The organism is Pseudomonas subflava, assembly GCF_023823685.1.
Taxonomy (GTDB): domain Bacteria; phylum Pseudomonadota; class Gammaproteobacteria; order Pseudomonadales; family Pseudomonadaceae; genus Aquipseudomonas; species Aquipseudomonas subflava.
This window is the reverse complement of the sequence record NZ_JAMXBF010000008.1, coordinates 1-21,054: the sequence shown is the minus strand read 5'-3', so window position 1 is coordinate 21,054 and position 21,054 is coordinate 1. Positions and strand designations below refer to the sequence as shown.

Genomic DNA, 21,054 nt, shown 5'->3' with positions numbered 1-21,054 from the left:
CCTCCGAAGGGCGAGAGGCCAACCCTAGAGCAAAAGAGCCCGCGGCGACAATCGAATCGGGCGACGAGCGGTAGCCCAGGCGATGTCTTGAAGTGGCGCCGGCTCTGGCCGCTGCGTGGATTTGCCGGGTGTCGCGATCCTTGCGGGTGACCGGGTGTTCTGGTATAAAGCAGCGCTCTTTTCTAGGGGCCCGGTCCAGCGGTAACGCCAAGCGCCGGTAAGACCCCCGAGAAACGCGGCGCTGAGCGCCAAATGACTATTGAGTTCAAGCGGCCAACCCATGCCGGGTTGGGCATGTGGTTTAGAGGGCTGAGGCATGTCGAGAGTCTGTCAAGTAACCGGTAAGGGTCCGGTTACCGGGAACAACGTTTCCCACGCTAACAACAAAACCCGTCGTCGTTTCCTGCCGAACCTGCAGCACCATCGCTTCTGGGTCGAGTCCGAGAAGCGCTTCGTGCGTCTGCGCGTTTCCGCCAAGGGCATGCGCATCATCGACAAGCGCGGCATCGACGTAGTGCTGTCCGAGCTGCGCGCTCGCGGCGAAAAGGTTTAAGGAGCTAATCATGCGTGAACTGATCCGTTTGGTGTCCAGCGCCGGTACCGGCCACTTCTACACCACCGACAAGAACAAGCGCACCACTCCGGACAAGATCGAGATCAAGAAATACGATCCGGTCGTCCGTAAGCACGTGACCTACAAGGAAGCCAAGATCAAGTAATTGATCGGGCCCTTGTACGAAGAAACCCGCCTCGGCGGGTTTTTTCTTGCCTGCGAAAAAGGACGGGCGGAAAAAAGCCCGCAGGGGGATGCGGGCTAGCAGGGTGTCGCAGGATCAAACGGTATTTAAAGTTCGTTCAAGGCTATGCGAGCTAAGCCAGACAAGGCGAAAGCGGCCGAGGGCGGGGAGTTTACGAGCTGTAAATTGAGCCGCCCGAGGCCGCTTTCAGCTCAGTATGGCCGACGCGCAGCATGGCCTTGGGCGAACTTCAGGCCTTGGCCTCGAAGATCACATAGACCTTGCGGCAGGGCTCCAGCACTTCCCAGGTGCCCTTGAGCCCGGCGGGAATGACGAAGCGGTCGCCGGCGCGCACGGTCTTGGCGTTGCCGTCCTCGTCGCGGATCACCGACACGCCCTGCAGGATCTCGCAGTACTCGTGCTCGGTGTAGTGAATGGTCCACTGGCCCACCGCGCCTTCCCAGATGCCGACGTTGAACTGGCCGCAAGGACTGCCGTAGTGGTTGCGCACGCTCTGCTCGGGGTCGCCCTTGAGCACCTTCTCGGCGGCGGGGCGGTAGTGCTCGGGCGCGGTTCCGGCGCTGGCGAAGTCGACGATCTGGTCGATGTGCATGGCGGCATCCTGTGGTCTGGAATGGTAATCGCGGCAGTCTATGTTTGATAAAACGAACATTGCAAGGCGCTGTTCGCCGTTCTGTCAAAAATATTGAAAATGCCGAGCGCTCTGGTTTAGTGTGGCGGCACATCCCGGCCGGCAATCGGCCTGACAGAATAATTGCCAGTGCGTGTTGTCGATTTGCCACACGCCTCCACCGAGGACTCCTTGCATGACTACCTTGACCCGTGCCGACTGGGAACAGCGCGCCAAGAGCGTGAAGATCGAGGGCCGCGCCTTCGTTCAGGGCCAGTACACCGATGCGGTGTCCGGCGCCACCTTCGAGTGCATCAGCCCGGTCGACGGTCGTCTGCTCGGCCTGGTGGCCAGCTGTGATACCGCCGACGCCGAGCGCGCCGTGCAGGTCGCGCGCGCCGTCTTCGATTCCGGCGTGTGGTCGCGCCTGGCGCCGGTCGAGCGCAAGAAGGTCATGATCCGCTTCGCCGACCTGATCGAGGCCCACGCCGAGGAGCTGGCCCTGCTGGAGACCCTGGACATGGGCAAGCCGATCGGCGACTCGCTGAGCGTCGACGTGCCGGCCGCCGCGCGCGCCATCCGCTGGAGCGGTGAAGCCATCGACAAGATCTACGACGAGGTGGCCGCCACCGCCCATAACGAGCTGGGCCTGGTCACCCGCGAGCCGGTCGGCGTGGTCGCCGCCATCGTGCCGTGGAACTTCCCGCTGCTGATGACCTGCTGGAAGCTCGGCCCGGCGCTGTCTACCGGCAACTCCGTGGTCCTCAAGCCGTCCGAGAAGTCGCCGCTGACCGGCATCCGGATCGCCCAGCTGGCCATCGAGGCCGGCATTCCGGCCGGCGTGTTCAACGTGCTGCCGGGCTTCGGCCACACCGTCGGCAAGGCCCTGGCTCTGCACATGGACGTCGATACCCTGGTGTTCACCGGTTCGACCAAGATCGCCAAGCAACTGATGATCTACGCCGGTGAATCGAACATGAAGCGTGTCTGGCTGGAGGCCGGCGGCAAGAGCCCGAACATCGTCTTCGCCGATGCCCCCGACCTGCAGGCGGCCGCCGAGGCCGCGGCCAGCGCCATCGCCTTCAACCAGGGCGAGGTGTGCACCGCCGGCTCGCGCCTGCTGGTGGAAAACTCGATCAAGGACAAGTTCGTGCCCATGGTGGTCGAGGCGATCAAGGCGTGGAAGCCGGGCAACCCGCTGGACCCGGCGACCAACGTCGGTGCGCTGGTCGACACCACGCAGATGAACAACGTGCTCAGCTACATCCAGGCCGGCCACGACGACGGCGCCAAGCTGGTCGCCGGCGGCAAGCGCGTGCTGGAAGAAACCGGCGGCACCTATGTCGAGCCGACCGTGTTCGACGGCGTGAGCAACGCCATGCGCATCGCCAAGGAAGAGATCTTCGGCCCGGTGCTGTCGGTGATCGGTTTCGACAGCGTCGAGGAAGCCGTGACCATCGCCAACGATACCGTCTACGGCCTGGCCGCCGGCGTGTGGACCAGCAACCTGTCGCGCGCCCACCTGGTCGGCAAGGCCCTGCGCGCCGGCAGCGTGTGGATCAACCAGTACGACGGCGGCGACATGACCGCGCCGTTCGGTGGCTTCAAGCAGTCCGGCAACGGCCGCGACAAGTCGCTGCACGCCTTCGACAAGTACACCGAGCTGAAGGCCACCTGGATCAAGCTGTAACGCTCGAGACCGGATCCGGGCGCGGTTCGCCCGGTCAGTCCTGTTGTGAAGGTCCGCTCTTCCCGGGAAGAGCCGGCTCCCTGTGAGCCACACCTGCGGCCGGGTTTCTCTGGAAACCCGGCCGCACTGCTTTCGAGGGATGGAAACGTCATGCGCTGGGGAACCTACTTCGCGGTGTGCGCCGCGGTCATCAGCATCGGTCTGGCGCTGGGCGTGACCATGCCGCTGGTGTCGTTGCGGCTGGAAGGCTGGGGACATGGCAACTTCGCCATCGGCGTGATGGCGGCGACCCCGGCGGTCGGTGTGCTGCTCGGCTCGCTGGTCGCCGGGCGGCTCGCCGCGCGTCTGGGCACCACCCTGGTGATGCAGCTGTGTCTGTTGCTCGGCGCGCTGTCGGTGGCGCTGCTGGCGCTGGTCCAGCACTACCCGGTGTGGCTGGGGCTGCGGCTGTTCCTCGGGGTGGCGCTGACCGTGGTGTTCATCCTCGGCGAGAGCTGGATCAACCAGCTGGCGGTGGAGAAGTGGCGCGGTCGTCTGGTGGCGCTGTATGGCACCGGCTACGCGCTCAGCCAGCTGGCCGGGCCGCTGCTGCTGACGCTGCTCGGCACCGATACCGACCTGGGTTTCTGGACCGGCACCGGGCTGCTGATCTTCGGCTCGCTGGCGCTGCTCGGCCGCACTGGCGCGCCGCGGGTCGACGCCCACAGCGCCTCGGGCCGCGGCCTGTTCGACTTCTGCCGGCGCATGCCAACCATCGCCTGGGCGGTCGGCCTGTTCGCCGCGTTCGAGGCGATGATGCTCACCCTGCTGCCGGTGTACGGCCTGCAGCAGGGTTTCAGCCAGGACGTGGCTCTGCTGATGGCCAGCGTGGTGGTGGTCGGCGACGCGGCCCTGCAGCTGCCGATCGGCTGGCTCGCCGACCGCCTGCCGCGCAGCTCGCTGTTCCGCGCCTGCGGCCTGGTCCTGTTGCTGTCCAGCCTGAGCGTGCCGATGCTGCTGCACACGCCGCTGATCTGGCCGCTGTGGGTGCTGTTCGGCGCCAGTGCGGGCGGGCTGTTCACCCTGTCGCTGATCCTCATCGGCGAGCGTTTCCGCGACGACGAGCTGGTCCGCGCCAATGCCCACGTGGCGCAGCTCTGGGGCCTGGGTTGTCTGGTCGGGCCGCTGCTGACCGGCGCCGCCAGCCAGTGGTTGAGTGGCCACGCGCTGCCGTTGGTGATGGCTATCGGCGCGGCCGGTTTCGTCTGGCTTGCTTGGCGCGACAAGGCGGGGCTGCCGGCCGTCGAACGCTAGGTTCGGCGTTGCGCCACGCGCACCGCTGCAGGTGTGCTAGAGCATCTGCTCGAGCCCGACCATGTCGGCGAACCAAGCGTTGAAGCGGCGCCAGGCGCTGCCGGGTTCGCGCGTCAGCTCGTGCTGCCTGCCGTCGTCCTCGGCGCGCCAGCGCATCTGCCCGTCCACCAGCCGCACCTCGTAGCTCAGCGAGGGCTGCATGCCTTCCAGGGCCAGTTCGCGCACGCGTTCGCTCAGCTTCGGGCTGTCCACCAGCACGCCGACCTCGGTGTTCCACAGCAAGGAGCGCGGGTCGAAATTCAGCGAACCGACGAAGGCATAGCGACGGTCCATCACGATCGCCTTGCTGTGCAGGCTGGATTCGGAGCTGCCGCTGAAACTATACGGGCCGCTGCCGCCCGAGCCGTTGCCGTCCGGCTGGCGGCGCAGCTCGAACAGGCGCACGCCGTGTTCCAGCAGCTCGCGCCGATAGGGCGCGTAGCCGCCGTGCACGGCCGGCACGTCGGTGGCCTCCAGCGAATTGGTCAGCAGGCGGATGTTCACGCCGCGGTCGGCGTGGCCGGTGAGATAACGCATGCCGTCTTCCGCCGGCACGAAGTAGGCGGACACCAGGATCAGCTCGTGTTCCAGCCCCTCCAGCTTGGGCTCCAGTTGGCTGGCCAGGAGCAACTGTGGGTCGGGCTCGCCGTCGGCGAGCACCTTGGACGGCGCGTCCCACAGCGCCCAGCCCGGTGCCCAGATTAGCTCGTCCAGCCAGCGGTACAGACGCGGATCGTCACGGTAGGCCTGCAGGCGTTCGGACAGCTCGCGCTGCTCCACGCGCGCCTGGGCCAGGTAGCCGCGCAGGCGCTGCCTGGCCTTGGCGAGGTCGCGCTCGTCCGGCGGCCAGCGCAGGAACTGCTGGATCGGCTTGCTCAGCGCGCTGTTCCAGTACTGGTCGAAGCTGTGCGCCAACTGATCGGCCACCGGGCCGACGGCGAGCATGTCGATGTCGGTGAAGTTGCGGTTGGGCTTGGCGTCGAAGTATTCGTCGCCCAGGTTGCGACCGCCAACGATGGCCGCGCTGCCGTCGGCCAGCCACAGCTTGTTGTGCATGCGCCGGTGCTGCTGGCCGAGGTTTAGGGCGCGGCCGAGAAGGCGTGTGACGCCGGTGGAGCGGCCCAGGTGCAGCGGATTGAACACCCGCACCTGGATGTTCGGGTGGGCGGCGAGCAGGGCGATCTCGTAGTCGCGACCGTCGCTGCTGGTGTCGTCCAGCAGCAGGCGCACGCGCACCCCGCGGTCGGCGGCGCGCAGTACTTCGTCGATCAAGGTGCGTGTGCTGAGGCCGTCGTGGACGATGTAGTACTGCAGGTCCAGGCTGCTCTGCGCCGCGCGGATCAGCTCGGCGCGGGCGGCGAAGGCCTCGTCGCTGGCCGGCAGCAGACGGAAGCCCGACTTGCCCTCGTGGCGGGCGGCCAGGTCCAGCAGATGACGGCCAAAGCTCGATTCGCTCGGCGGCAATGTCTGGCTGGGCTGGATGGACATGGTGCTGCCGCAGGCGCCCAGGGCCAGCAGCAGGACGAGCAGCAAGGCGTGGCGCACTCCGGCCTCCGAGGGGGTTGCTCCGTTCTCCTTGGGACGTCTGCCGTTGCGTAAAGATTCAGGTGGAATGTTCGGCCAGCAGCTCGCCCACCGTCTCGCCAACACGGCGCACGGCCTGCTCGAGGGCACCGCCCTGGGCGGTGGCGAAGTTCATGCGCAGGCAGTTGCGGTACTTGCCGGCGGCGGAAAAGATGCTGCCCGGCGCCACCTGCACCTTGTGCGGCGCCAGCAGGCGGTTGAGGCGCTGGCTGTCGAAGCCCTGGGGCATCTCCACCCACAGCATGAAACCGCCCTGGGGCTGGCTGACCCGGGTGCCGGCGGGGAAGTACTGGCTGACCCAGCCGGTCATCAGCTCGCGGCCGCGCGCGTACTGGCCACGCATGCGTCGCAGGTGAGGTTCGTACTGGCCGGCGCCGATGAACTCGGCCAGCGCCAGCTGGGGCAGCTGGGCGCTCATGCCGGTACCCATGTACTTCATGTGCAGCACCCGCTGCAGGTAGCGCCCGGGCGCGATCCAGCCGATGCGCAGGCCCGGTGCCAGGGTCTTGGAGAAGGAGCTGCAGAGCAGCACGCGGCCGTCCTCGTCGAACGACTTGATGCTGCGCGGGCGGGGGTAGCGGTAGGCCAGATCGCCGTAGATGTCGTCCTCGATGATCGCCACGTCGTAGCGCTGGGCCAGTTCCAGCAGGGCGCGCTTGTTGGCCTCGGGCATGATGTAGCCGAGCGGGTTGTTGCAGCTCGGCGTCAGCTGGATGGCCTTGATCGGCCACTGCTCAAGGGCCATCTCCAGCGCCTCCAGGCTGATCCCGGTGAGCGGGTCGGTGGGCAGCTCCAGGGCCTTGAGGCCGAAGCCCTTGAGCGACTGCATCACGCCATGGAAGCTCGGCGAGTCCACCGCGACGATGTCGCCGGGCTGGCAGATGGCGCGCAGGGCGACGGACAGCGCCTCGTGGCAGCCGGTGGTGATGACGATCTCTTCCGCCGGGACCTGGCAACCCGAGTCCAGCATCAGGCGCGACACCTGGCGGCGCAGCAGGATCTCGCCCTCCAGGCTGCCGTAGCTGAGCTCCTTCAGGCTCTGGCGCCGGCTCAGCCGCGACAGGCTGCGCAGCAGTGGCTTGAGCGTGGGCGCGCAGATGTCGGGAATGCCGCGGCCCAGTTGCACCAGGTCGCTGTAGGGCGGGGTGCTGACCAGCTCTAGCACCTGGTCCCATTGGGACACTTCCACCGGGCGCTGGGCTGTACGGCTGACCATCGGCAGCGCCGGCTTCTGTCTGCTCAGCGGCACGAAATAGCCGGACTTCGGCCGCGGCTCCACCAGGCCGTTGTCCTCTAGCTGGCGGTAGGCCTGCTGCACCGTGCTGAGGCTGACGCCGTGCTCCTGGCTGAGGGCGCGCACCGAGGGCAGACGGTCGCCGGGGCGGTACAGGCCCTGTTCGATGCGGGTGCCGAGCAGTTCGGCGAGATTGAGATAGAGAGTCATGACAGACGCTGTCTCGGGCTAAGGTCGGCAATACAGATGGCGCCAGAATAGACCATTCAGTTGCGCCGTCGAGCGATCTGTATGATATCGATAGATTATTTGTGGATCTGTATCGCCTGTATGGGCATCGCCATCATGGTCTCCTAAGGAAGAGCCTGACGGAGGGCGGACCATGCGCGAATTCGGTGATCTGTATGTCACGCTGCAGGAGCGGCAGGAGGACGAGCGTCAGCCACTGCGTGAGCTGGGTCGACGCTGGCGCCTGCTGCGCCGGCATCTCGCGACCCGCCGTGCCCTGCTGGAGCTGGACGCCGCGCAACTGCACGACATCGGCCTGACCGCCGAACAGGCCCGAGCCGAAGCGACCCGGCCGTTCTGGCGGTTGTTGCGCTAGCCGGCACGATTCGGTGCGGGCCGGGCGGTGCACAGCCCTGCGGGCGAGTACCCCTACGGTTTCCGTTACCGAGCAGAGGCGCATCCTCGTAGGGCGGCCTCGCCGCAAAGCGGCAGCCCGCCAAGGCGCTGCACCCGGCGTCCCCGCTCTCCGCGCGCCCACACTCAGACCGGCCCATCGCCTACTTCAGGCTATGCCCAGCGCCAGTAGTGGTTGTTGCGCTAGCCAGAAAGATCGGCGCGGGCTGGCGGTGCACTGCCCTGCGGGGCGAGCGCCCCTACGGTTTCTATTACCGAGCAGAGTCACGTCGTCGTAGGGCGGCCTCGCCGCGCAGCGGCAGCCCGCCAAGGCGCTGCACCCGGCGTCCTCACTCTCCGTAGCACGGCGCACCCAACACTCAGACCAAACCCACCGTCTCCTTCAGGCGATACCAGGCCATGCCCAGCGCCAGCAGTGGCGAGCGCAGATGCCTGCCGCCGGGGAAGGTCATGTGCGGCACCCTGGCGAAGAGCTCGAAGCCGCCGCCCTGTTCGCCGGCGATGGCCTCGGCCAGCAGCTTGCCAGCGAGGTGGGTGGCGTTGACCCCGTGCCCGGCGTATGCCTGTGCGTGGTAGACGTTGGGATGGTCCTTCAGTCGGCCGATCTGCGGCAGGCGGTTGGCGCCGATGCCGATCATGCCGCCCCACTGGAAGTCGATGCGTACGTCTCGCAGCTCCGGGAACACTTCCAGCATTTTCGGCCGCATATAGGCGGCGATGTCCGCCGGATCGCGGCCGGAATAGTGGCAGGCGCCGCCGAACAGCAGGCGGTTGTCGGCCGAGAGCCGGTAGTAGTCCAGTGCCACGCGCTGGTCGCACAGCGCCATGTTCTGTGGGATCAGCTGGCGTGCGCGAGCCTCGCCCAGCGGCTCAGTGGCGATCACGTAGCTGCCGGCGGGCAGCACCTTGCCGCCGAGGGTTGGGTCGAGTCCGTTGAGGTAGGCGTTGCAGGCCAGCACCAGGGTCTTGGCGCGCACCGAGCCCTGGGCGGTGTGTACCTTCACCTCGGCACCGTGGTCGATGCGGGTGACCGGCGAATGCTCGAACAGGCGCACCCCGAGCGAGGCCGCGGCCGCCGCCTCGCCCAGGGCCAGGTTGAGCGGGTGCAGGTGGCCGGAGCCCATGTCGATCATGCCGCCGCAGTAACGGTCGGAGCCGACCACTTCGGCCATCTGCCCGGGCTGCAACAGGCGCAGCTCGTGGCGGTAGCCGAGGCTCTCCAGTTCGGCCTTGTCCTCGGCGAAGCCCTCCAGGTGGGCGGGCTTGTTGGCCAGGTCGCAGTAGCCCCAGGTCAGGTCACAGTCGATCTGGAATTCCTCGACGCGGCGACGCACCAGCTCCACCGCCTCCAGGCCCATCAGCTTGATCTGGCGTACGCCCTCGGCGCCGATCACCGGCTCGAACTGCTCGAGGCCGTGGCCAACGCCGCGGATCAGCTGGCCGCCATTGCGCCCGCTGGCGCCCCAGCCCACCAGGTGGGCCTCCAGCAGCACCACCGAGAAGCCCTTGCGAGCCAGCTCGATGGCGGTGTTCAGGCCGGAAAAGCCGCCGCCCACCACGCACACGTCCGCGACCTGCTCGCCGGCCAGGGGCGGGTAGGCCAACTGGCGGTTGGCCGTGGCCGCGTAATAGGAGGCGGCGTGCTGGTCGCTGTGGACGGGCGGGTTGAGCCGGGCGTTCATGTGCGAAATCCTGATTTTTGTGTTTGGAAAATTTGACGCAGGATAAGCCCGCCCCGCGCGGCCCGCCAAGGGGGACTCGGAAAAAACTGTGCCGGGCGGGTCAGTCCGGTACCGGCAGGGTCAGCGACTCCTTCACCTCTTCCATGACGATGTAGGACTTGGATTCGCGCACGTGCGGCAGCTTCAACAGGATGTCGCCGAGCAGCTTGCGGTAGCTGGCCATCTCGTTGATCCGCGCCTTCACCAGGTAGTCGAAGTCGCCGCTGACCAGGTGGCACTCCAGCACGTGGGGCAGCTTGAGCACGGCGCGGCGGAATTCCTCGAAGGTGTCGCCGGACTTATAGTCCAGGCTGATCTCGACGAACACCAGCAGGCTGGCCTTGAGCTGTTGCGGGTTGAGGCGGGCGTGGTAGCCCATGATGATGCCCTCGCGCTCCAGGCGGCGGACCCGCTCGGTACAGGGCGTGGTGGACAGGCCGACCCGCTCGCCCAGCTCGGTGAAGCTGATGCGCCCATCCTCCTGGAGGATGCGCAGGATGTTGCGGTCGATCTTGTCCAGTTCGCGGCGGCTCTGGTGCTGGGTGCGCATGGCGGGCTCCTTGAATGATGAGCGAGATAATTCACTGCAGTATGGGTGAAGTCTAGCCATATCGCCTGGATTGCATCCTGTGAAAGCGCTCTGCGCCGGCAACTAACGCCAAATGCCGGACGATAAACAGTGAATATCGCTACCGCTGCCTTCCTATACTGCGCGGCATAACGCCCGGCAAAGCAATGCCTGCAATGAGGGAGGCCACCATGCGCGTTCTGGTTCTTGGCAGCGGTGTGATCGGCACCGCCAGCGCCTACTATCTGGCCCGCGCCGGTTTCGAGGTGGTCGTGGTCGACCGCCAGGACGGCCCGGCCTTGGAAACCAGCTTCGCCAACGCAGGGCAGGTCTCCCCCGGCTATGCCTCGCCCTGGGCCGCCCCGGGCGTGCCGCTGAAGGCCATCAAGTGGCTGCTGCAGCAGCACGCGCCGCTGGCGATCAAGGCCACCGGCGACGTCGACCAGTATCTGTGGATGGCGCAGATGCTGCGCAACTGCACCGCGGCCCGCTACGCGGTGAATAAGGAGCGCATGGTGCGCCTGTCCGAGTACAGCCGCGACTGCCTCGACGAGCTGCGCGCCGAGACCGGCATCGCTTACGAAGGCCGCCAGCTCGGCACCACCCAGCTGTTCCGCACCCAGGCCCAGGTCGATAACGCGGCCAAGGACATCGCCGTGTTGAAGGCCTCCGGCGTGCCCTACGAGCTGCTCGACCGCGATGCCATCGCCCGTGTCGAACCGGCCCTGGCCGGGGTCAAGCACAAGCTGGCCGGGGCCCTGCGTCTGCCCAATGACCAGACCGGCGACTGCCAGATGTTCACCACCCAACTGGCGGACATGGCCAAGGCCCTGGGCGTGGAATTCCGCTTCGGCCAGAACATCCAGCGCCTGGATGCGGCCGGTGATCGCATCAACGGCGTGTGGATCGACGGCAAGCTGGAGACCGCCGACCGCTACGTGCTGGCCCTCGGCAGCTACAGCCCGCAGCTGCTCAAGCCGCTGGGCATCAAGGCCCCGGTGTATCCGCTCAAGGGCTACTCGCTGACCGTGCCGATCACCAATCCGAACATGGCGCCAAGCTCGACCATCCTCGACGAGACCTACAAGGTCGCCATCACCCGCTTCGACAACCGCATCCGCGTCGGCGGCATGGCCGAGATCGCCGGCTTCGACCTGAGCCTCAACCCCAAGCGCCGCGCCACCCTGGAGATGATCACCAACGATCTCTACCCGGAAGGCGGCGACGTCAGCCAGGCCAGCTTCTGGACCGGCCTGCGCCCGGCCACGCCGGACGGCACGCCGATCGTGGGCGGTACGGCCTTCCGCAACCTGTTCCTCAACACCGGACACGGTACTCTTGGCTGGACCATGGCCTGCGGCTCCGGTCGCTTCCTCGCCGACCTGATGGCCAAGAAGCGTCCGCAGATCAGCGCCGAAGGCCTGGACATTTCCCGCTACGGCAACACCAAGGAGAGCCACAAGCATGCCCATCCAGCGCCTGCGCATTGAGAAGCGCTACAGCGAGATCGTCATCCACAACGGCACCGTCTACCTGGCGGGCCAGTTGGCCGATGACTACGACGGCGACATCCGTGAGCAGACCCGGCAGACCCTGGCGAACGTCGACCGTTTCCTGGCCGAGGCCGGCAGCGACAAGTCGCAGATCCTCTCGGTGACCATCTACCTCAAGGACATGGCCGCCGGTTACGCCGGCCTCAACGAGGTCTGGGATGCCTGGGTCGCCGAGGGTGCCTCCCCGGCCCGCGCCTGCGTCGAGGCCAAGCTGTACGACCCGCGCGTACTGGTGGAGATGACGGTCGTAGCCGCCCAGAACTGACTCTTCCCTGATTCGCCCGGCACCCCCGCCGGGCTTTTTTTAACCGAACGAAAGTAGCCGTCATGCGTCCCGCCCGTGCCCTGATCGACCTCGAAGCCCTGCGCCACAACTACCGCCTCGCCCGCGAGATCAGCGGCGCGAAAGCCTTGGCGGTGATCAAGGCCGATGCCTACGGCCACGGCGCCACGCGCTGCGCCCAGGCGCTGGCGGCGGAGGCCGACGGCTTCGCCGTGGCGTGTATCGAAGAGGCGCTGGAGCTGCGCTACGCCGGCATCCGCCAGCCGATTCTGCTGCTCGAGGGTTTCTTCGAAGAGAGCGAGCTGAGCCTGATCGACCAGCACCAGCTGTGGTGCGTGGTGCGTGACGCCTGGCAGGTCGAGGCCATTGAGCGAGCGCGCCTGGGTCGGCCGCTGCGGGTATGGCTGAAGGTCGATTCGGGCATGCACCGGGTGGGCCTGCACCCGGCCGAGTACCGCGACGCCCATGCCCGCCTGCTGGCCAGCGGCAAGGTCGACCGGGTCGTGCTGATGAGCCACTTCTCTCGCGCCGATGAGCCGGACAGCCCGCGCAGCGCCGAGCAGCTGGCACTGTTCAACGAGGCGCGCGGCGACCTGCAGGCGGAAGTCAGCCTGCGCAACTCGCCGGCGATCCTCGGCTGGCCGGGACTATTCAAAGACCAGCAGGCCAGTGACTGGGTGCGCCCCGGCATCATGCTCTACGGCGCCACGCCCTTCGAGCAGGACCAGGAGCAGGCCGCACGCCTGCGCCCGGTGATGACGCTGGAGTCGAAGATCATCAGCGTGCGCGAGCTGCCGGCCGGCGAGCCGGTGGGCTATGGCGCGCGCTTCGTCGCCGAACGACCGACCCGCGTCGGCGTGGTCGCGATGGGCTATGCCGACGGCTATCCGCGCCACGCCGAAACTGGCACACCGGTAATGGTCGATGGCCACGCCAGCCGGCTGATCGGCCGGGTATCCATGGACATGCTCACCGTCGACCTCACCGATCTGCCGGGTGCCGGCCTCGGCAGCCGGGTCGAGCTGTGGGGGCGCAACGTCTCCGCCAGTGCCGTGGCCTACGGGTGCGGCAGCATCCCGTACCAGCTGTTCTGCAATGTCAAACGCGTGCCGAGGCTCTATTCCGGGGCCTAGCCGCCGCCCCACGGGGCAATTGCATCTGCCGTGTTGTAAATACTGAACACTGGCCGCATGATACCGCCACCCAAATGCCTTGCTCCCAAGGAGGACCCCCGCATTGGACGTCGGTGTTCGACTGCAATCTATCCGCAAACTCAAAGGCCTTTCCCAGCGTGAACTCGCCAAGCGTGCGGGCGTCACCAACAGCACCATTTCGATGATCGAGAAGAACAGCGTGAGCCCCTCGATCAGCTCGTTGAAGAAGGTGCTCGGCGGGATCCCCATGTCGCTGGTGGAGTTCTTCTCCCTCGACCTGGAACAGGACAACCAGACCCAGGTGGTCTACCGGGCCGACGAACTGACCGACCTCTCCAGCGGCGCCGTGACGATGAAACTGATCGGCAAGGCGCATCCCAACCGCACCATCACCTTCCTCGACGAGACCTACCCGCCGGGCACCGACACCGGCGAGGAAATGCTCAACCACGACGGCGAAGAGGCCGGCATGCTGGTGGAGGGACGGCTGGAGCTGACCGTGGGCAACGAGGTGTTCGTCCTCGAACCGGGCGACAGCTACTACTTCGACAGCACCAAGCCGCACCGCTTCCGCAACCCGTTCGAGGGTCCGGCCCGGCTGATCAGCGCAACAACGCCGGCGAATTTCTAAAAAAAGCGGGTAAGTGGCGGCTAATTCGCAAGCCGCCAGGTGTCCTCGAGATCCCGTGTGCTGCGCCGCGAGGCGACAACCGGGACGTTCGACCCGGCCCGAAGGTCCAATGCCCCTGCGACAAGTTGGGTTGTTCCGGCCAGCGGGTCTAACCGTTATACTGCGCCCGCCCGCGAAACCGTGGCCGCGGGCGTGACTAGCCACAATGAGGGTGTACCGTGAACCTGATCAAGAAGCTGCTGGCGGCCCAGGCTGCCGTATTGGCCCTGTGGGCTGTGAGCGCTCAGGCTGCGACCAACGACGAGATCGCCGAGCGCATCAAGCCGGTCGGCGAGGTCTGTATCCAGGGTGAAGAATGCAAGGGCGTCGGCGCCGTCGCCGTCGCTGCCAGTGGCGGCGCCAAGTCGCCGGACGACGTGATCGCCGCCCACTGCGGCGCCTGCCACAACGCCGGCGTGCTGGGCGCGCCGAAGGCTGGCGACACTGCCGCCTGGCAGGCCCGTGCCGACAAGGAAGGTGGTCTCGACGGCCTGCTGGCCAAGGCCATCTCGGGCATCAACGCCATGCCGCCGAAAGGCACTTGCGCCACCTGCTCGGACGAAGAGCTGATGGGCGCCATCAAGAAGATGTCCGGCCTCTGATCGCCGCCGTCTCTCGATGACCGCAAGGCCGCCTCCGGGCGGCCTTGTCGTTTTCGCCTGAGCAAAACCGCAGCGGGACGGTCCAACCTCCGACGTCAATTGAGGAGGAAGCCGGGTGCCGAGTCGTACGCTGGAACAGGCCGTTGATGAAGTGCTGGCACGTATCGACGGGCCGATCCGCCTTGGCCTGCCGCTCGGGCTGGGCAAGCCCAACCGGTTCGCCAATGCGCTGTACCAGCGGATCAAGGCGCTGCCGCAGCGCCAACTGATCATCTACACGGCGCTGTCGCTGGCCCGCCCGCAGCCACGCAGCGAGCTGGAGCAGCGCTTCAGCGGCCCCTTCCTGCGCCGGGTCTACGGCGACCATGTCGAACTCGACTATCTCTCCGACCTGCGCTGCGGCGACCTACCGGCCAACGTGCGCATCGAGGAGTTCTATCTGCAGCCGGCCAGCCAGCTGGGCAACCCCCTGGCCCAGCAGAGCTACATCAGCCTGAACTACAGCCACGTCGCCCGCGACCTGCAGCGCAAGGGCATCAACGTCATCGCCCAGCTGGTGGCGCTGGACCCGCGGCGCCCGGGGCATGTCAGCCTGAGCTGCAACCCCGACATCACCCTCGACCTGCTGCCCGGCCTGCGCGAGCGCCGCCGCGCCGGCGAGACCATCCTGTGCATCGCCCAGCCCCACGCCGAGCTGCCGTACATGGGCGGCGATGCCGAACTGCCGGTGGGCGAGTTCGATCTGCTGCTGGAGCCGGTCGAGCGCCACACCCTGTTTTCCACGCCCAACCTGCCGGTGAGCCTGCAGGACCATGCCATCGGCCTGCACGTCAGCGCGCTGGTGCGCGACGGCGGCACCCTGCAGCTTGGCATCGGCGCCATGGCCGACGCCGCGGTGGCGGCGCTGCTGGCGCGGCAACGGGACAACGCGCGCTATCGCAGCCTGCTGTACGCCATGGACATTCCCCAGCGCTGGGGCGCGCTTATCGAGCGCGAGGGCGGCCAGGAACCCTTCGCCCGTGGGCTCTACGGCTGCAGCGAGATGTTCATGCATGGCCTGCTGGCCCTGCTCGAGGCCGGGGTGATCCGCCGCGCGGCCTACCCGGATGCGGAGCTGCAGCGGCTGGCCGAATGCGGCGGGCTGGACGAGCGCGGGCGCCTGACCGGCATCGGCCTCGCCGCGCTCGATGCGCGCAGCTTCGTCCGGCTGCAGCGCCAGGGCCTGCTCGCCGCCGAACTGCGTCTGGACGACCAGCAATTGCTGCTGCCGGACGGGGGCCGGCTGCCCGCCGACCTGTCCGATCCGGCCACCTTCGCCGCGCTGGCGCCCTATCTGGGCGAGGCGCATGGCGCGGTGCTGGTGCACGGCGGCTTCTTCCTCGGTCCGCAGGCGTTCTATCAGCGCCTGCGCGAGCTGAGTGACGACCTGCGCCGGCGCATCGGCATGACCGCCATCAGCCGCATCAACCGGCTGTACGGCGACGAGCCGCTCAAGCGCCTGCAGCGCCGCGACGCGCGCTTCGTCAACAGCTGCTTCGTGGTGACGTTGCTCGGTGCCAGCGCTGCCGACCAGCTGGAGGACGGCCGCGTGCTCAGCGGGGTCGGCGGGCAATACGACTTCGTCGCCCAGGCTCACGAGCTGGAGGGCGGCCGATCCATCCTGATGCTGCGCAGCTGGCGCGAGGACGGCGGCGAGGTAAGCTCGAACATCCGCTGGGATTACCGCCACGCCACCATTCCGCGGCACCTGCGCGACATCGTGGTGACCGAGTACGGCATCGCCGACCTGCGGGGCCGTAGCGATGCCGAGGTGATCGAGGCGCTGCTGCGCATCGCCGATTCGCGCTTCCAGGACGAACTCATCACCGCCGCCAAGCAGGCCGGCAAGCTGGCGGAGGATTTCGAGCTGGCCGCCGAATACCGGCGCAACACGCCGGAGCGCCTACTGGCGCTGCGCATCGAGTTTCCCGAGCTGTTCGCCGAATACCCGCTGGGCTGCGACTTCAGCGCCGAGGAGCAGGACCTGCTGCGTGCGCTGCAGTGGCTGAAGAGCAAGCTCAGGCTCAGCGAGATATTCGAGCTGGGCGTGGCCGCGCTGTTCGACCTGCCGGACGCCGCCGACTATGCGGCGCACCTGCAGCGCATGGGCCTGGAGCGCCCCGAGGGATTGCGCGAGCAGCTCTACCAGAAACTCCTGCTGGCCGGCCTCAAGGCGACCGCGGCGGGTTAACCGCCTCGCGGGCCGTAAAGGCTATCGGTGCGCATGGCGCACCCTGCGCAAGCCGCGTCCTTCAATGCCATCGGTGCGTACGGACGGTATGGGCGTGAAGATGCGGACGTAGGGTGCGCTGTGCGCACCGCATCCCGCCGAGGCCCATGGTGCGCATGGCGCACCCTGCGCAAGTCGTGTCCCTCCAACGCCATCGGTGCGTACGGAAGGTATGGGCGTGAAGATGTGGACGTAGGGTTCGCCGCGCGCACCGCATGTCCCGCCGAGGCCAATGGCGCGCATGGCGCACCCTACGCAAGTCGTGTCCTCCAATGCCATCGGTGCTTACGGAGGGTATGGGAGTGGGGATGCGGACGTAGGGTGCGCTACGCGCACCGCATGGTTCCCGACGACGCCAAGGTGCGCATCGCGCACCTGGCAATGGTCCCGGTCAGCGCTTGAGCATTGCCCGCATATTGGCCAGGGCGTCGTTGCCGCGGGCGCTCTTCACTTCGGCCGGGGCGTCTTCCTGGCCTTCCCAGACTAGGTCCTCCTGAGGTAGCTCGTCGAGGAAGCGGCTCGGCGAGCAGTCGATGATCTCGCCGTACTGCTTGCGTTTGCTGGCGTAAGTCAGCGCCAGGTTGCGCTTGGCCCGGGTGATGCCGACATAGGCCAGGCGGCGTTCTTCCTCGATGGTGTCGGCCTCGATGCTGGAGCGGTGCGGGAGGATCTCTTCCTCGAAGCCGATGATGTACACCGAGGGGAATTCCAGGCCCTTGGAGGCGTGCATGGTCATCATCTGCACGCCCTCGGCGCCTTCTTCCTCTTCCTGCTGGCGCTCCAGCATGTCGCGCAGCACCAGCTTGCCGATCGCGTCCTCGACGGTCATGTCGCCGTCTTCGTCCTTGTCCAGGGTGTTCTTCAGCGCCTCGACGAGGAACCAGACGTTTCCCATGCGCGCCTCGGCGACCTTGTCGCTGGAGGCGTTCTGGCGCAGCCAGTTCTCGTAGTCGATGTCCATCACCATGCTGCGGATGGCGCCGATCGGGTCGTTGCCGGCGCACAGCTCGCGGATCTTGTCCATGTAGCGCTTGAAGCGCGACAGGCGCTCGGTGTAGCGGCTGTCCAGATGCTCGGCCAGGCCCAGCTCGTCGCTGGCGGCGTACATGCTGATCTTGCGCTCGCTGGCGTAGTTGCCGAGCTTCTCCAGGGTGGCGGAACCGATCTCCCGGCGCGGCACGTTGATCACCCGCAGGTAGGCGTTGTCGTCGTCCGGGTTCACCAGCAGGCGGAAGTAGCTCATCAGGTCCTTCACCTCCTGGCGGGCGAAGAAGCTGGTACCGCCGGACAGGCGATAGGGGATCTGGTGGTGCTGCAGCTTCAGCTCCATCAGCTTGGCCTGGTAGTTGCCGCGGTAGAGGATGGCGAAGTCGCTGTACGGGCGCTCGGTGCGCAGGTGCTCGGTGAGGATCTCCAGCGCCACCCGCTCGCACTCGGCCTCCTCGTTGCGCGTGCGGATCACCCGGATCGGGTCGCCGTTGCCCATCTCCGACCACAGCTGCTTCTCGAAAGCGTGCGGGTTGTTGGCGATCAGCACGTTGGCGCATTTGAGGATGCGGCTGGTGGAGCGGTAGTTCTGCTCCAGCATCACCACCTTCAGCGAGGGATAGTCCTCTTTGAGCAGCATCAGGTTTTCCGGCCGCGCGCCGCGCCAGGCGTAGATCGACTGGTCGTCGTCGCCGACCACGGTGATCTGGTGGCGCATGCCGACCAGCTGCTTCACCAGCAGGTACTGGCTGGCGTTGGTGTCCTGGTACTCGTCCACCAGCAGGTAGCGGATGCGGTTCTGCCACTTCTCCAGGATGTCCTTGTGCTCTTGGAACAGTTTCACCGGCAGCAGGATCAGGTCGTTGAAGTCCACCGCGTTGTACGCCTTGAGCGTGCGCTGGTAATGCAGGTAGACGATGGCGGCGGTCTGCTCCTTGGGCCCGCGGGCGTTGGCCAGGGCCTCGTCGGGCAGGATCAGGTCGTTCTTCCAGCTGTCGATCAGGTTCTTGATCTCGTCGACGCCGTCATCGCCGGCGTATTCCTTCTGCATGATGTCGGTCAGCAGCGCCTTGATGTCGCCATCGTCGAAGATCGAGAAGCCGGGCTTGTAGCCGAGGCGGGCGTATTCCTTGCGGATGATGTTCATGCCCAGGTTGTGGAAGGTCGAAACGGTCAGGCCGCGGGCCTCGCCACCCTTGAGCAGGCTGCCGACGCGTTCCTTCATCTCCCGCGCGGCCTTGTTCGTGAAGGTCATGGCCACAATGTGGCGCGCCTGGATGCCGCACTGCTGCACCAGGTAGGCGATCTTGCGGGTAATCACGCTGGTCTTGCCGGAGCCGGCGCCGGCCAGTACCAGCAGCGGGCCGCCGACGTAGTTCACGGCCTCTTGCTGCCGGGGATTGAGTCGCGACATGGGGGAATTCGGTCAGAAAAATCGAGGCGGCATTCTAGCAGCCGGGGTCCGGCTGCGGGGCCCATGCTGACCACGGGGCGACGGGATGAGTTCCCGATAAAAAGCTTCAGGATTGTGTGATAAGTCACTATTTTTAAAGATCATGTACGCTTGTGCCAACGGTTGCCCGTTGCCGCTGCTATGCCTTTCCCGCAGGATGCGCAGATATCTGCACAGGGACGGGCAGAAAGAGAACGCCGAGACACGGCGCACACAGACGGGGTCTGTCTGTTCTTTTCCGACCTGGGGAGGTCATTTGTCCGCGCACGTCGAACCCATGCGCCTGGTCCTGCTGGCCGAAGAGCCTGAGTGGGCGGGCTTGCTGCGTGCGCGGCTGGCGGCGCTGGGCAGTGCCTCTCCGCTGATCACCGCGCCGTCCTGGCAGGCCGCCAGCAGCCTGTTCGACGACGGCGGCCATGGCCTGCTGCTGACCACCCCAGCGTGCCAGCCGGCGCCCGGCAGCTGTTCGCTGCCCACCGTGCTGCTGCTCGACGAAGAGCCCGAGCAGGTGCCGGCCGACGTCTACGACTGGCTGGTGCGCGATGCGCTTTCCGCCGACACCCTGCGCCGCTGCCTGCGCTACGCCGGCGAGCGCGCCCGTTTGCAGGGCACCCTGCAGCGCCTGGCCGAGCAGGACCCGCTGACCGGCATCGCCAATCGCCAGGGCTTCCAGACCCTGCTGGCGGCGCGGCTGGCGGAATACCAGGGCCGCGGCCTGGCCCTCGGCCATCTCGACCTGGACAACTTCAAGCACGTCAACGACGCCCTCGGCCATCAGGCCGGCGACCGCCTGATCCTGCAGGTGGTGGCACGCCTGAAGGCGCAGCTGGAGGCCGGCGACGCCCTGGCCCGCCTGGGCAGCGACGAGTTCGCCCTGCTCATCGACACCCGCCGCGACCCGCAGCGCGCCGAGCGCCTGGCCGAACACATCGTCGAGGCGCTGTCCGAGCCGTACTGGCTGGAGAGCGAGAGCCTGCTGCTCGGCTGCAGCCTGGGCCTGGCCCACGCCCGTGCCGGGGAGAGCGCCGACCCGCTGCTGTGGCACGCGCACATCGCCATGCAGCAGGCCAAGGCGGCCCAGGGCTGCAATTTCCACCTCTACGACGAGCGCATCCACCGCGGCGCGCGCAGCAAGGCGGACCTGGAAACCGAGCTGCGCCGCGCGCTGCGTCGCGACGAGCTGGAGCTGCACTACCAGCCGCGCCTGTGCCTGCAGAGCGGGCGGATCCTCGGCCTGGAGGCGCTGGTGCGCTGGAACCATGCCGAACGTGGCCTGCTCGGCCCGGACGAGTTCGTGCCGCTGGCCGAGGAGAGCGGGCTGATCGTGCCGCTCGGCTACTGGGTCATCGCGCGGGCGTTGCGTGACATGCAGTGGCTGCGCGGCCGCGGCCTGCCGGCACTGCACATGGCGGTCAACCTGTCGTTCCGCCAGTTCCAGGACAGCCAGTTGCTGGAAACCCTCGGCCGGCTGATCGAGGAGCGCGGCGTGGACGCCCAGTGGCTGGAGTTCGAGCTGACCGAGACCGCGGTGATGCGTCGCAGCGAGCAGGTGCAGCAGACCATGCAGGCCCTCGGCCGGCTCGGTGTGCGCTTCTCGCTCGACGACTTCGGCACCGGCTTCTCCTCCTTCGTGCACCTCAACAACCTGCCGATCACCCTGCTGAAGATCGACAAGAGCTTCGTCGCCGGCATGGGCGGCCGCGCCGAGAACCGCCAGCTGGTGCGGGCGATGATCAACCTGGCGCACAACCTGCACCTGGAAGTGGTCGCCGAGGGCGTGGAGGATGCCGAGCAACTGGCCCTGCTGCGCCAGTTCGGTTGCGACCAGGTGCAGGGCTACCTGATCAGCCGGCCACTGCCGCTGGCCGACCTGGCGCGTTTCCTGGTGTTCGGCCTGCGCCAGCCGCTGCTTGCCGGCGTCTAAGTTGGAGTCACGGTTGTAGG

At 67.0% G+C, this 21,054-nt stretch carries 18 protein-coding genes; 12 read left to right on the top strand and 6 right to left on the bottom strand.

What is annotated here, in order from left to right; translation table 11 throughout:
- Window positions 1-316 precede the first annotated feature (316 nt).
- Both rpmB and rpmG read left to right on the top strand, forming a co-directional pair.
- A complete protein-coding gene (gene rpmB / locus NF616_RS12860) occupies window positions 317-553 on the top strand; it encodes a 50S ribosomal protein L28 (protein WP_021702024.1) in 237 nt (78 codons plus the stop codon).
- A 10-nt stretch (window positions 554-563) separates the two neighbouring features.
- Window positions 564-719 carry a 50S ribosomal protein L33 gene (gene rpmG / locus NF616_RS12855; protein WP_021702025.1) on the top strand — a complete coding sequence of 52 codons (156 nt, stop codon included), beginning with the start codon at window positions 564-566 and terminating at the stop codon, window positions 717-719.
- Between the two features lie 268 nt (window positions 720-987).
- On the opposite strand, the gene NF616_RS12850 is transcribed toward rpmG, so the two are convergent.
- On the bottom strand, window positions 988-1,350 hold the full coding sequence (locus tag NF616_RS12850) for a cupin domain-containing protein (RefSeq protein WP_252273682.1): 363 nt from the start codon (window positions 1,348-1,350) through the stop codon (window positions 988-990).
- A 214-nt stretch (window positions 1,351-1,564) separates the two neighbouring features.
- On the opposite strand from NF616_RS12850, the gene NF616_RS12845 reads away from it, so the two are divergent.
- Complete coding sequence (locus NF616_RS12845; protein WP_252273681.1) at window positions 1,565-3,058, top strand: aldehyde dehydrogenase; 1,494 nt, start codon at window positions 1,565-1,567, stop codon at window positions 3,056-3,058.
- A gap of 150 nt (window positions 3,059-3,208) precedes the next feature.
- Window positions 3,209-4,351 carry an MFS transporter gene (locus NF616_RS12840; protein WP_252273680.1) on the top strand — a complete coding sequence of 381 codons (1,143 nt, stop codon included), beginning with the start codon at window positions 3,209-3,211 and terminating at the stop codon, window positions 4,349-4,351.
- Window positions 4,352-4,387: 36 nt separating this feature from the next.
- On the opposite strand, the gene NF616_RS12835 is transcribed toward NF616_RS12840, so the two are convergent.
- The gene (locus tag NF616_RS12835; protein WP_252273776.1) at window positions 4,388-5,878 is read right to left on the bottom strand and encodes a phospholipase D family protein; all 1,491 of its coding nucleotides are present in this window, start codon (window positions 5,876-5,878) and stop codon (window positions 4,388-4,390) included.
- A gap of 115 nt (window positions 5,879-5,993) precedes the next feature.
- Complete coding sequence (locus NF616_RS12830) at window positions 5,994-7,418, bottom strand: aminotransferase-like domain-containing protein (protein WP_252273679.1); 1,425 nt, start codon at window positions 7,416-7,418, stop codon at window positions 5,994-5,996.
- Window positions 7,419-7,590: 172 nt separating this feature from the next.
- Between NF616_RS12830 and NF616_RS12825 the strand changes: the two genes are divergently transcribed.
- Window positions 7,591-7,812: a DUF1127 domain-containing protein gene (locus tag NF616_RS12825; RefSeq protein ID WP_252273678.1), complete on the top strand. Its 222-nt coding sequence runs from the start codon at window positions 7,591-7,593 to the stop codon at window positions 7,810-7,812.
- 397 nt (window positions 7,813-8,209) lie between these two features.
- Here the strand turns inward: NF616_RS12825 and NF616_RS12820 are convergent, their stop codons facing one another.
- A complete protein-coding gene (locus NF616_RS12820; RefSeq protein WP_252273677.1) occupies window positions 8,210-9,532 on the bottom strand; it encodes an NAD(P)/FAD-dependent oxidoreductase in 1,323 nt (440 codons plus the stop codon).
- A 100-nt stretch (window positions 9,533-9,632) separates the two neighbouring features.
- A complete protein-coding gene (gene dadR / locus NF616_RS12815; protein WP_252273676.1) occupies window positions 9,633-10,121 on the bottom strand; it encodes a transcriptional regulator DadR in 489 nt (162 codons plus the stop codon).
- A 209-nt stretch (window positions 10,122-10,330) separates the two neighbouring features.
- Here dadR and dadA point away from each other — a divergent pair, with 209 nt between their 5' ends.
- From dadA to NF616_RS12785, 6 genes are all read left to right on the top strand, one after another.
- Complete coding sequence (dadA, locus tag NF616_RS12810; protein WP_252273675.1) at window positions 10,331-11,629, top strand: D-amino acid dehydrogenase; 1,299 nt, start codon at window positions 10,331-10,333, stop codon at window positions 11,627-11,629.
- Window positions 11,604-11,957, top strand: coding sequence for a RidA family protein (locus NF616_RS12805; RefSeq protein WP_252273674.1), 354 nt, complete (start codon window positions 11,604-11,606; stop codon window positions 11,955-11,957). Before dadA ends, NF616_RS12805 begins: the two co-directional genes overlap by 26 nt.
- Window positions 11,958-12,019: 62 nt before the next feature.
- On the top strand, window positions 12,020-13,108 hold the full coding sequence (alr, locus tag NF616_RS12800; RefSeq protein WP_252273673.1) for an alanine racemase: 1,089 nt from the start codon (window positions 12,020-12,022) through the stop codon (window positions 13,106-13,108).
- 103 nt (window positions 13,109-13,211) lie between these two features.
- The gene (locus tag NF616_RS12795) at window positions 13,212-13,760 is read left to right on the top strand and encodes a cupin domain-containing protein (protein WP_252273672.1); all 549 of its coding nucleotides are present in this window, start codon (window positions 13,212-13,214) and stop codon (window positions 13,758-13,760) included.
- Window positions 13,761-13,978: 218 nt separating this feature from the next.
- The gene (locus NF616_RS12790) at window positions 13,979-14,401 is read left to right on the top strand and encodes a c-type cytochrome (protein WP_252273671.1); all 423 of its coding nucleotides are present in this window, start codon (window positions 13,979-13,981) and stop codon (window positions 14,399-14,401) included.
- Between the two features lie 115 nt (window positions 14,402-14,516).
- Window positions 14,517-16,631, top strand: a complete 2,115-nt coding sequence (locus NF616_RS12785) for an acetyl-CoA hydrolase/transferase C-terminal domain-containing protein (RefSeq protein WP_252273670.1) — start codon at window positions 14,517-14,519, stop codon at window positions 16,629-16,631.
- Between the two features lie 430 nt (window positions 16,632-17,061).
- On the opposite strand, the gene rep is transcribed toward NF616_RS12785, so the two are convergent.
- Window positions 17,062-19,071 (bottom strand): DNA helicase Rep, encoded by a 2,010-nt coding sequence (gene rep / locus NF616_RS12780; RefSeq protein WP_252273669.1) that lies wholly within the window; start codon window positions 19,069-19,071, stop codon window positions 17,062-17,064.
- 295 nt (window positions 19,072-19,366) lie between these two features.
- Here rep and NF616_RS12775 point away from each other — a divergent pair, with 295 nt between their 5' ends.
- Window positions 19,367-21,034 (top strand): putative bifunctional diguanylate cyclase/phosphodiesterase, encoded by a 1,668-nt coding sequence (locus tag NF616_RS12775; protein WP_252273668.1) that lies wholly within the window; start codon window positions 19,367-19,369, stop codon window positions 21,032-21,034.
- The last annotated feature ends 20 nt before the right edge of the window (window positions 21,035-21,054 follow it).

Bases quoted from the DNA above. Each gene is read 5' to 3' on its own strand.
- rpmB (WP_021702024.1), top strand. From the start codon at position 317: ATGTCGAGAGTCTGTCAAGTAACCGGTAAGGGTCCGGTTACCGGGAAC.
- rpmG (WP_021702025.1), top strand. From the start codon at position 564: ATGCGTGAACTGATCCGTTTGGTGTCCAGCGCCGGTACCGGCCACTTC.
- NF616_RS12850 (WP_252273682.1), bottom strand. From the start codon at position 1,350: ATGCACATCGACCAGATCGTCGACTTCGCCAGCGCCGGAACCGCGCCC.
- NF616_RS12845 (WP_252273681.1), top strand. From the start codon at position 1,565: ATGACTACCTTGACCCGTGCCGACTGGGAACAGCGCGCCAAGAGCGTG.
- NF616_RS12840 (WP_252273680.1), top strand. From the start codon at position 3,209: ATGCGCTGGGGAACCTACTTCGCGGTGTGCGCCGCGGTCATCAGCATC.
- NF616_RS12835 (WP_252273776.1), bottom strand. From the start codon at position 5,878: ATGTCCATCCAGCCCAGCCAGACATTGCCGCCGAGCGAATCGAGCTTT.
- NF616_RS12830 (WP_252273679.1), bottom strand. From the start codon at position 7,418: ATGACTCTCTATCTCAATCTCGCCGAACTGCTCGGCACCCGCATCGAA.
- NF616_RS12825 (WP_252273678.1), top strand. From the start codon at position 7,591: ATGCGCGAATTCGGTGATCTGTATGTCACGCTGCAGGAGCGGCAGGAG.
- NF616_RS12820 (WP_252273677.1), bottom strand. From the start codon at position 9,532: ATGAACGCCCGGCTCAACCCGCCCGTCCACAGCGACCAGCACGCCGCC.
- dadR (WP_252273676.1), bottom strand. From the start codon at position 10,121: ATGCGCACCCAGCACCAGAGCCGCCGCGAACTGGACAAGATCGACCGC.
- dadA (WP_252273675.1), top strand. From the start codon at position 10,331: ATGCGCGTTCTGGTTCTTGGCAGCGGTGTGATCGGCACCGCCAGCGCC.
- NF616_RS12805 (WP_252273674.1), top strand. From the start codon at position 11,604: ATGCCCATCCAGCGCCTGCGCATTGAGAAGCGCTACAGCGAGATCGTC.
- alr (WP_252273673.1), top strand. From the start codon at position 12,020: ATGCGTCCCGCCCGTGCCCTGATCGACCTCGAAGCCCTGCGCCACAAC.
- rep (WP_252273669.1), bottom strand. From the start codon at position 19,071: ATGTCGCGACTCAATCCCCGGCAGCAAGAGGCCGTGAACTACGTCGGC.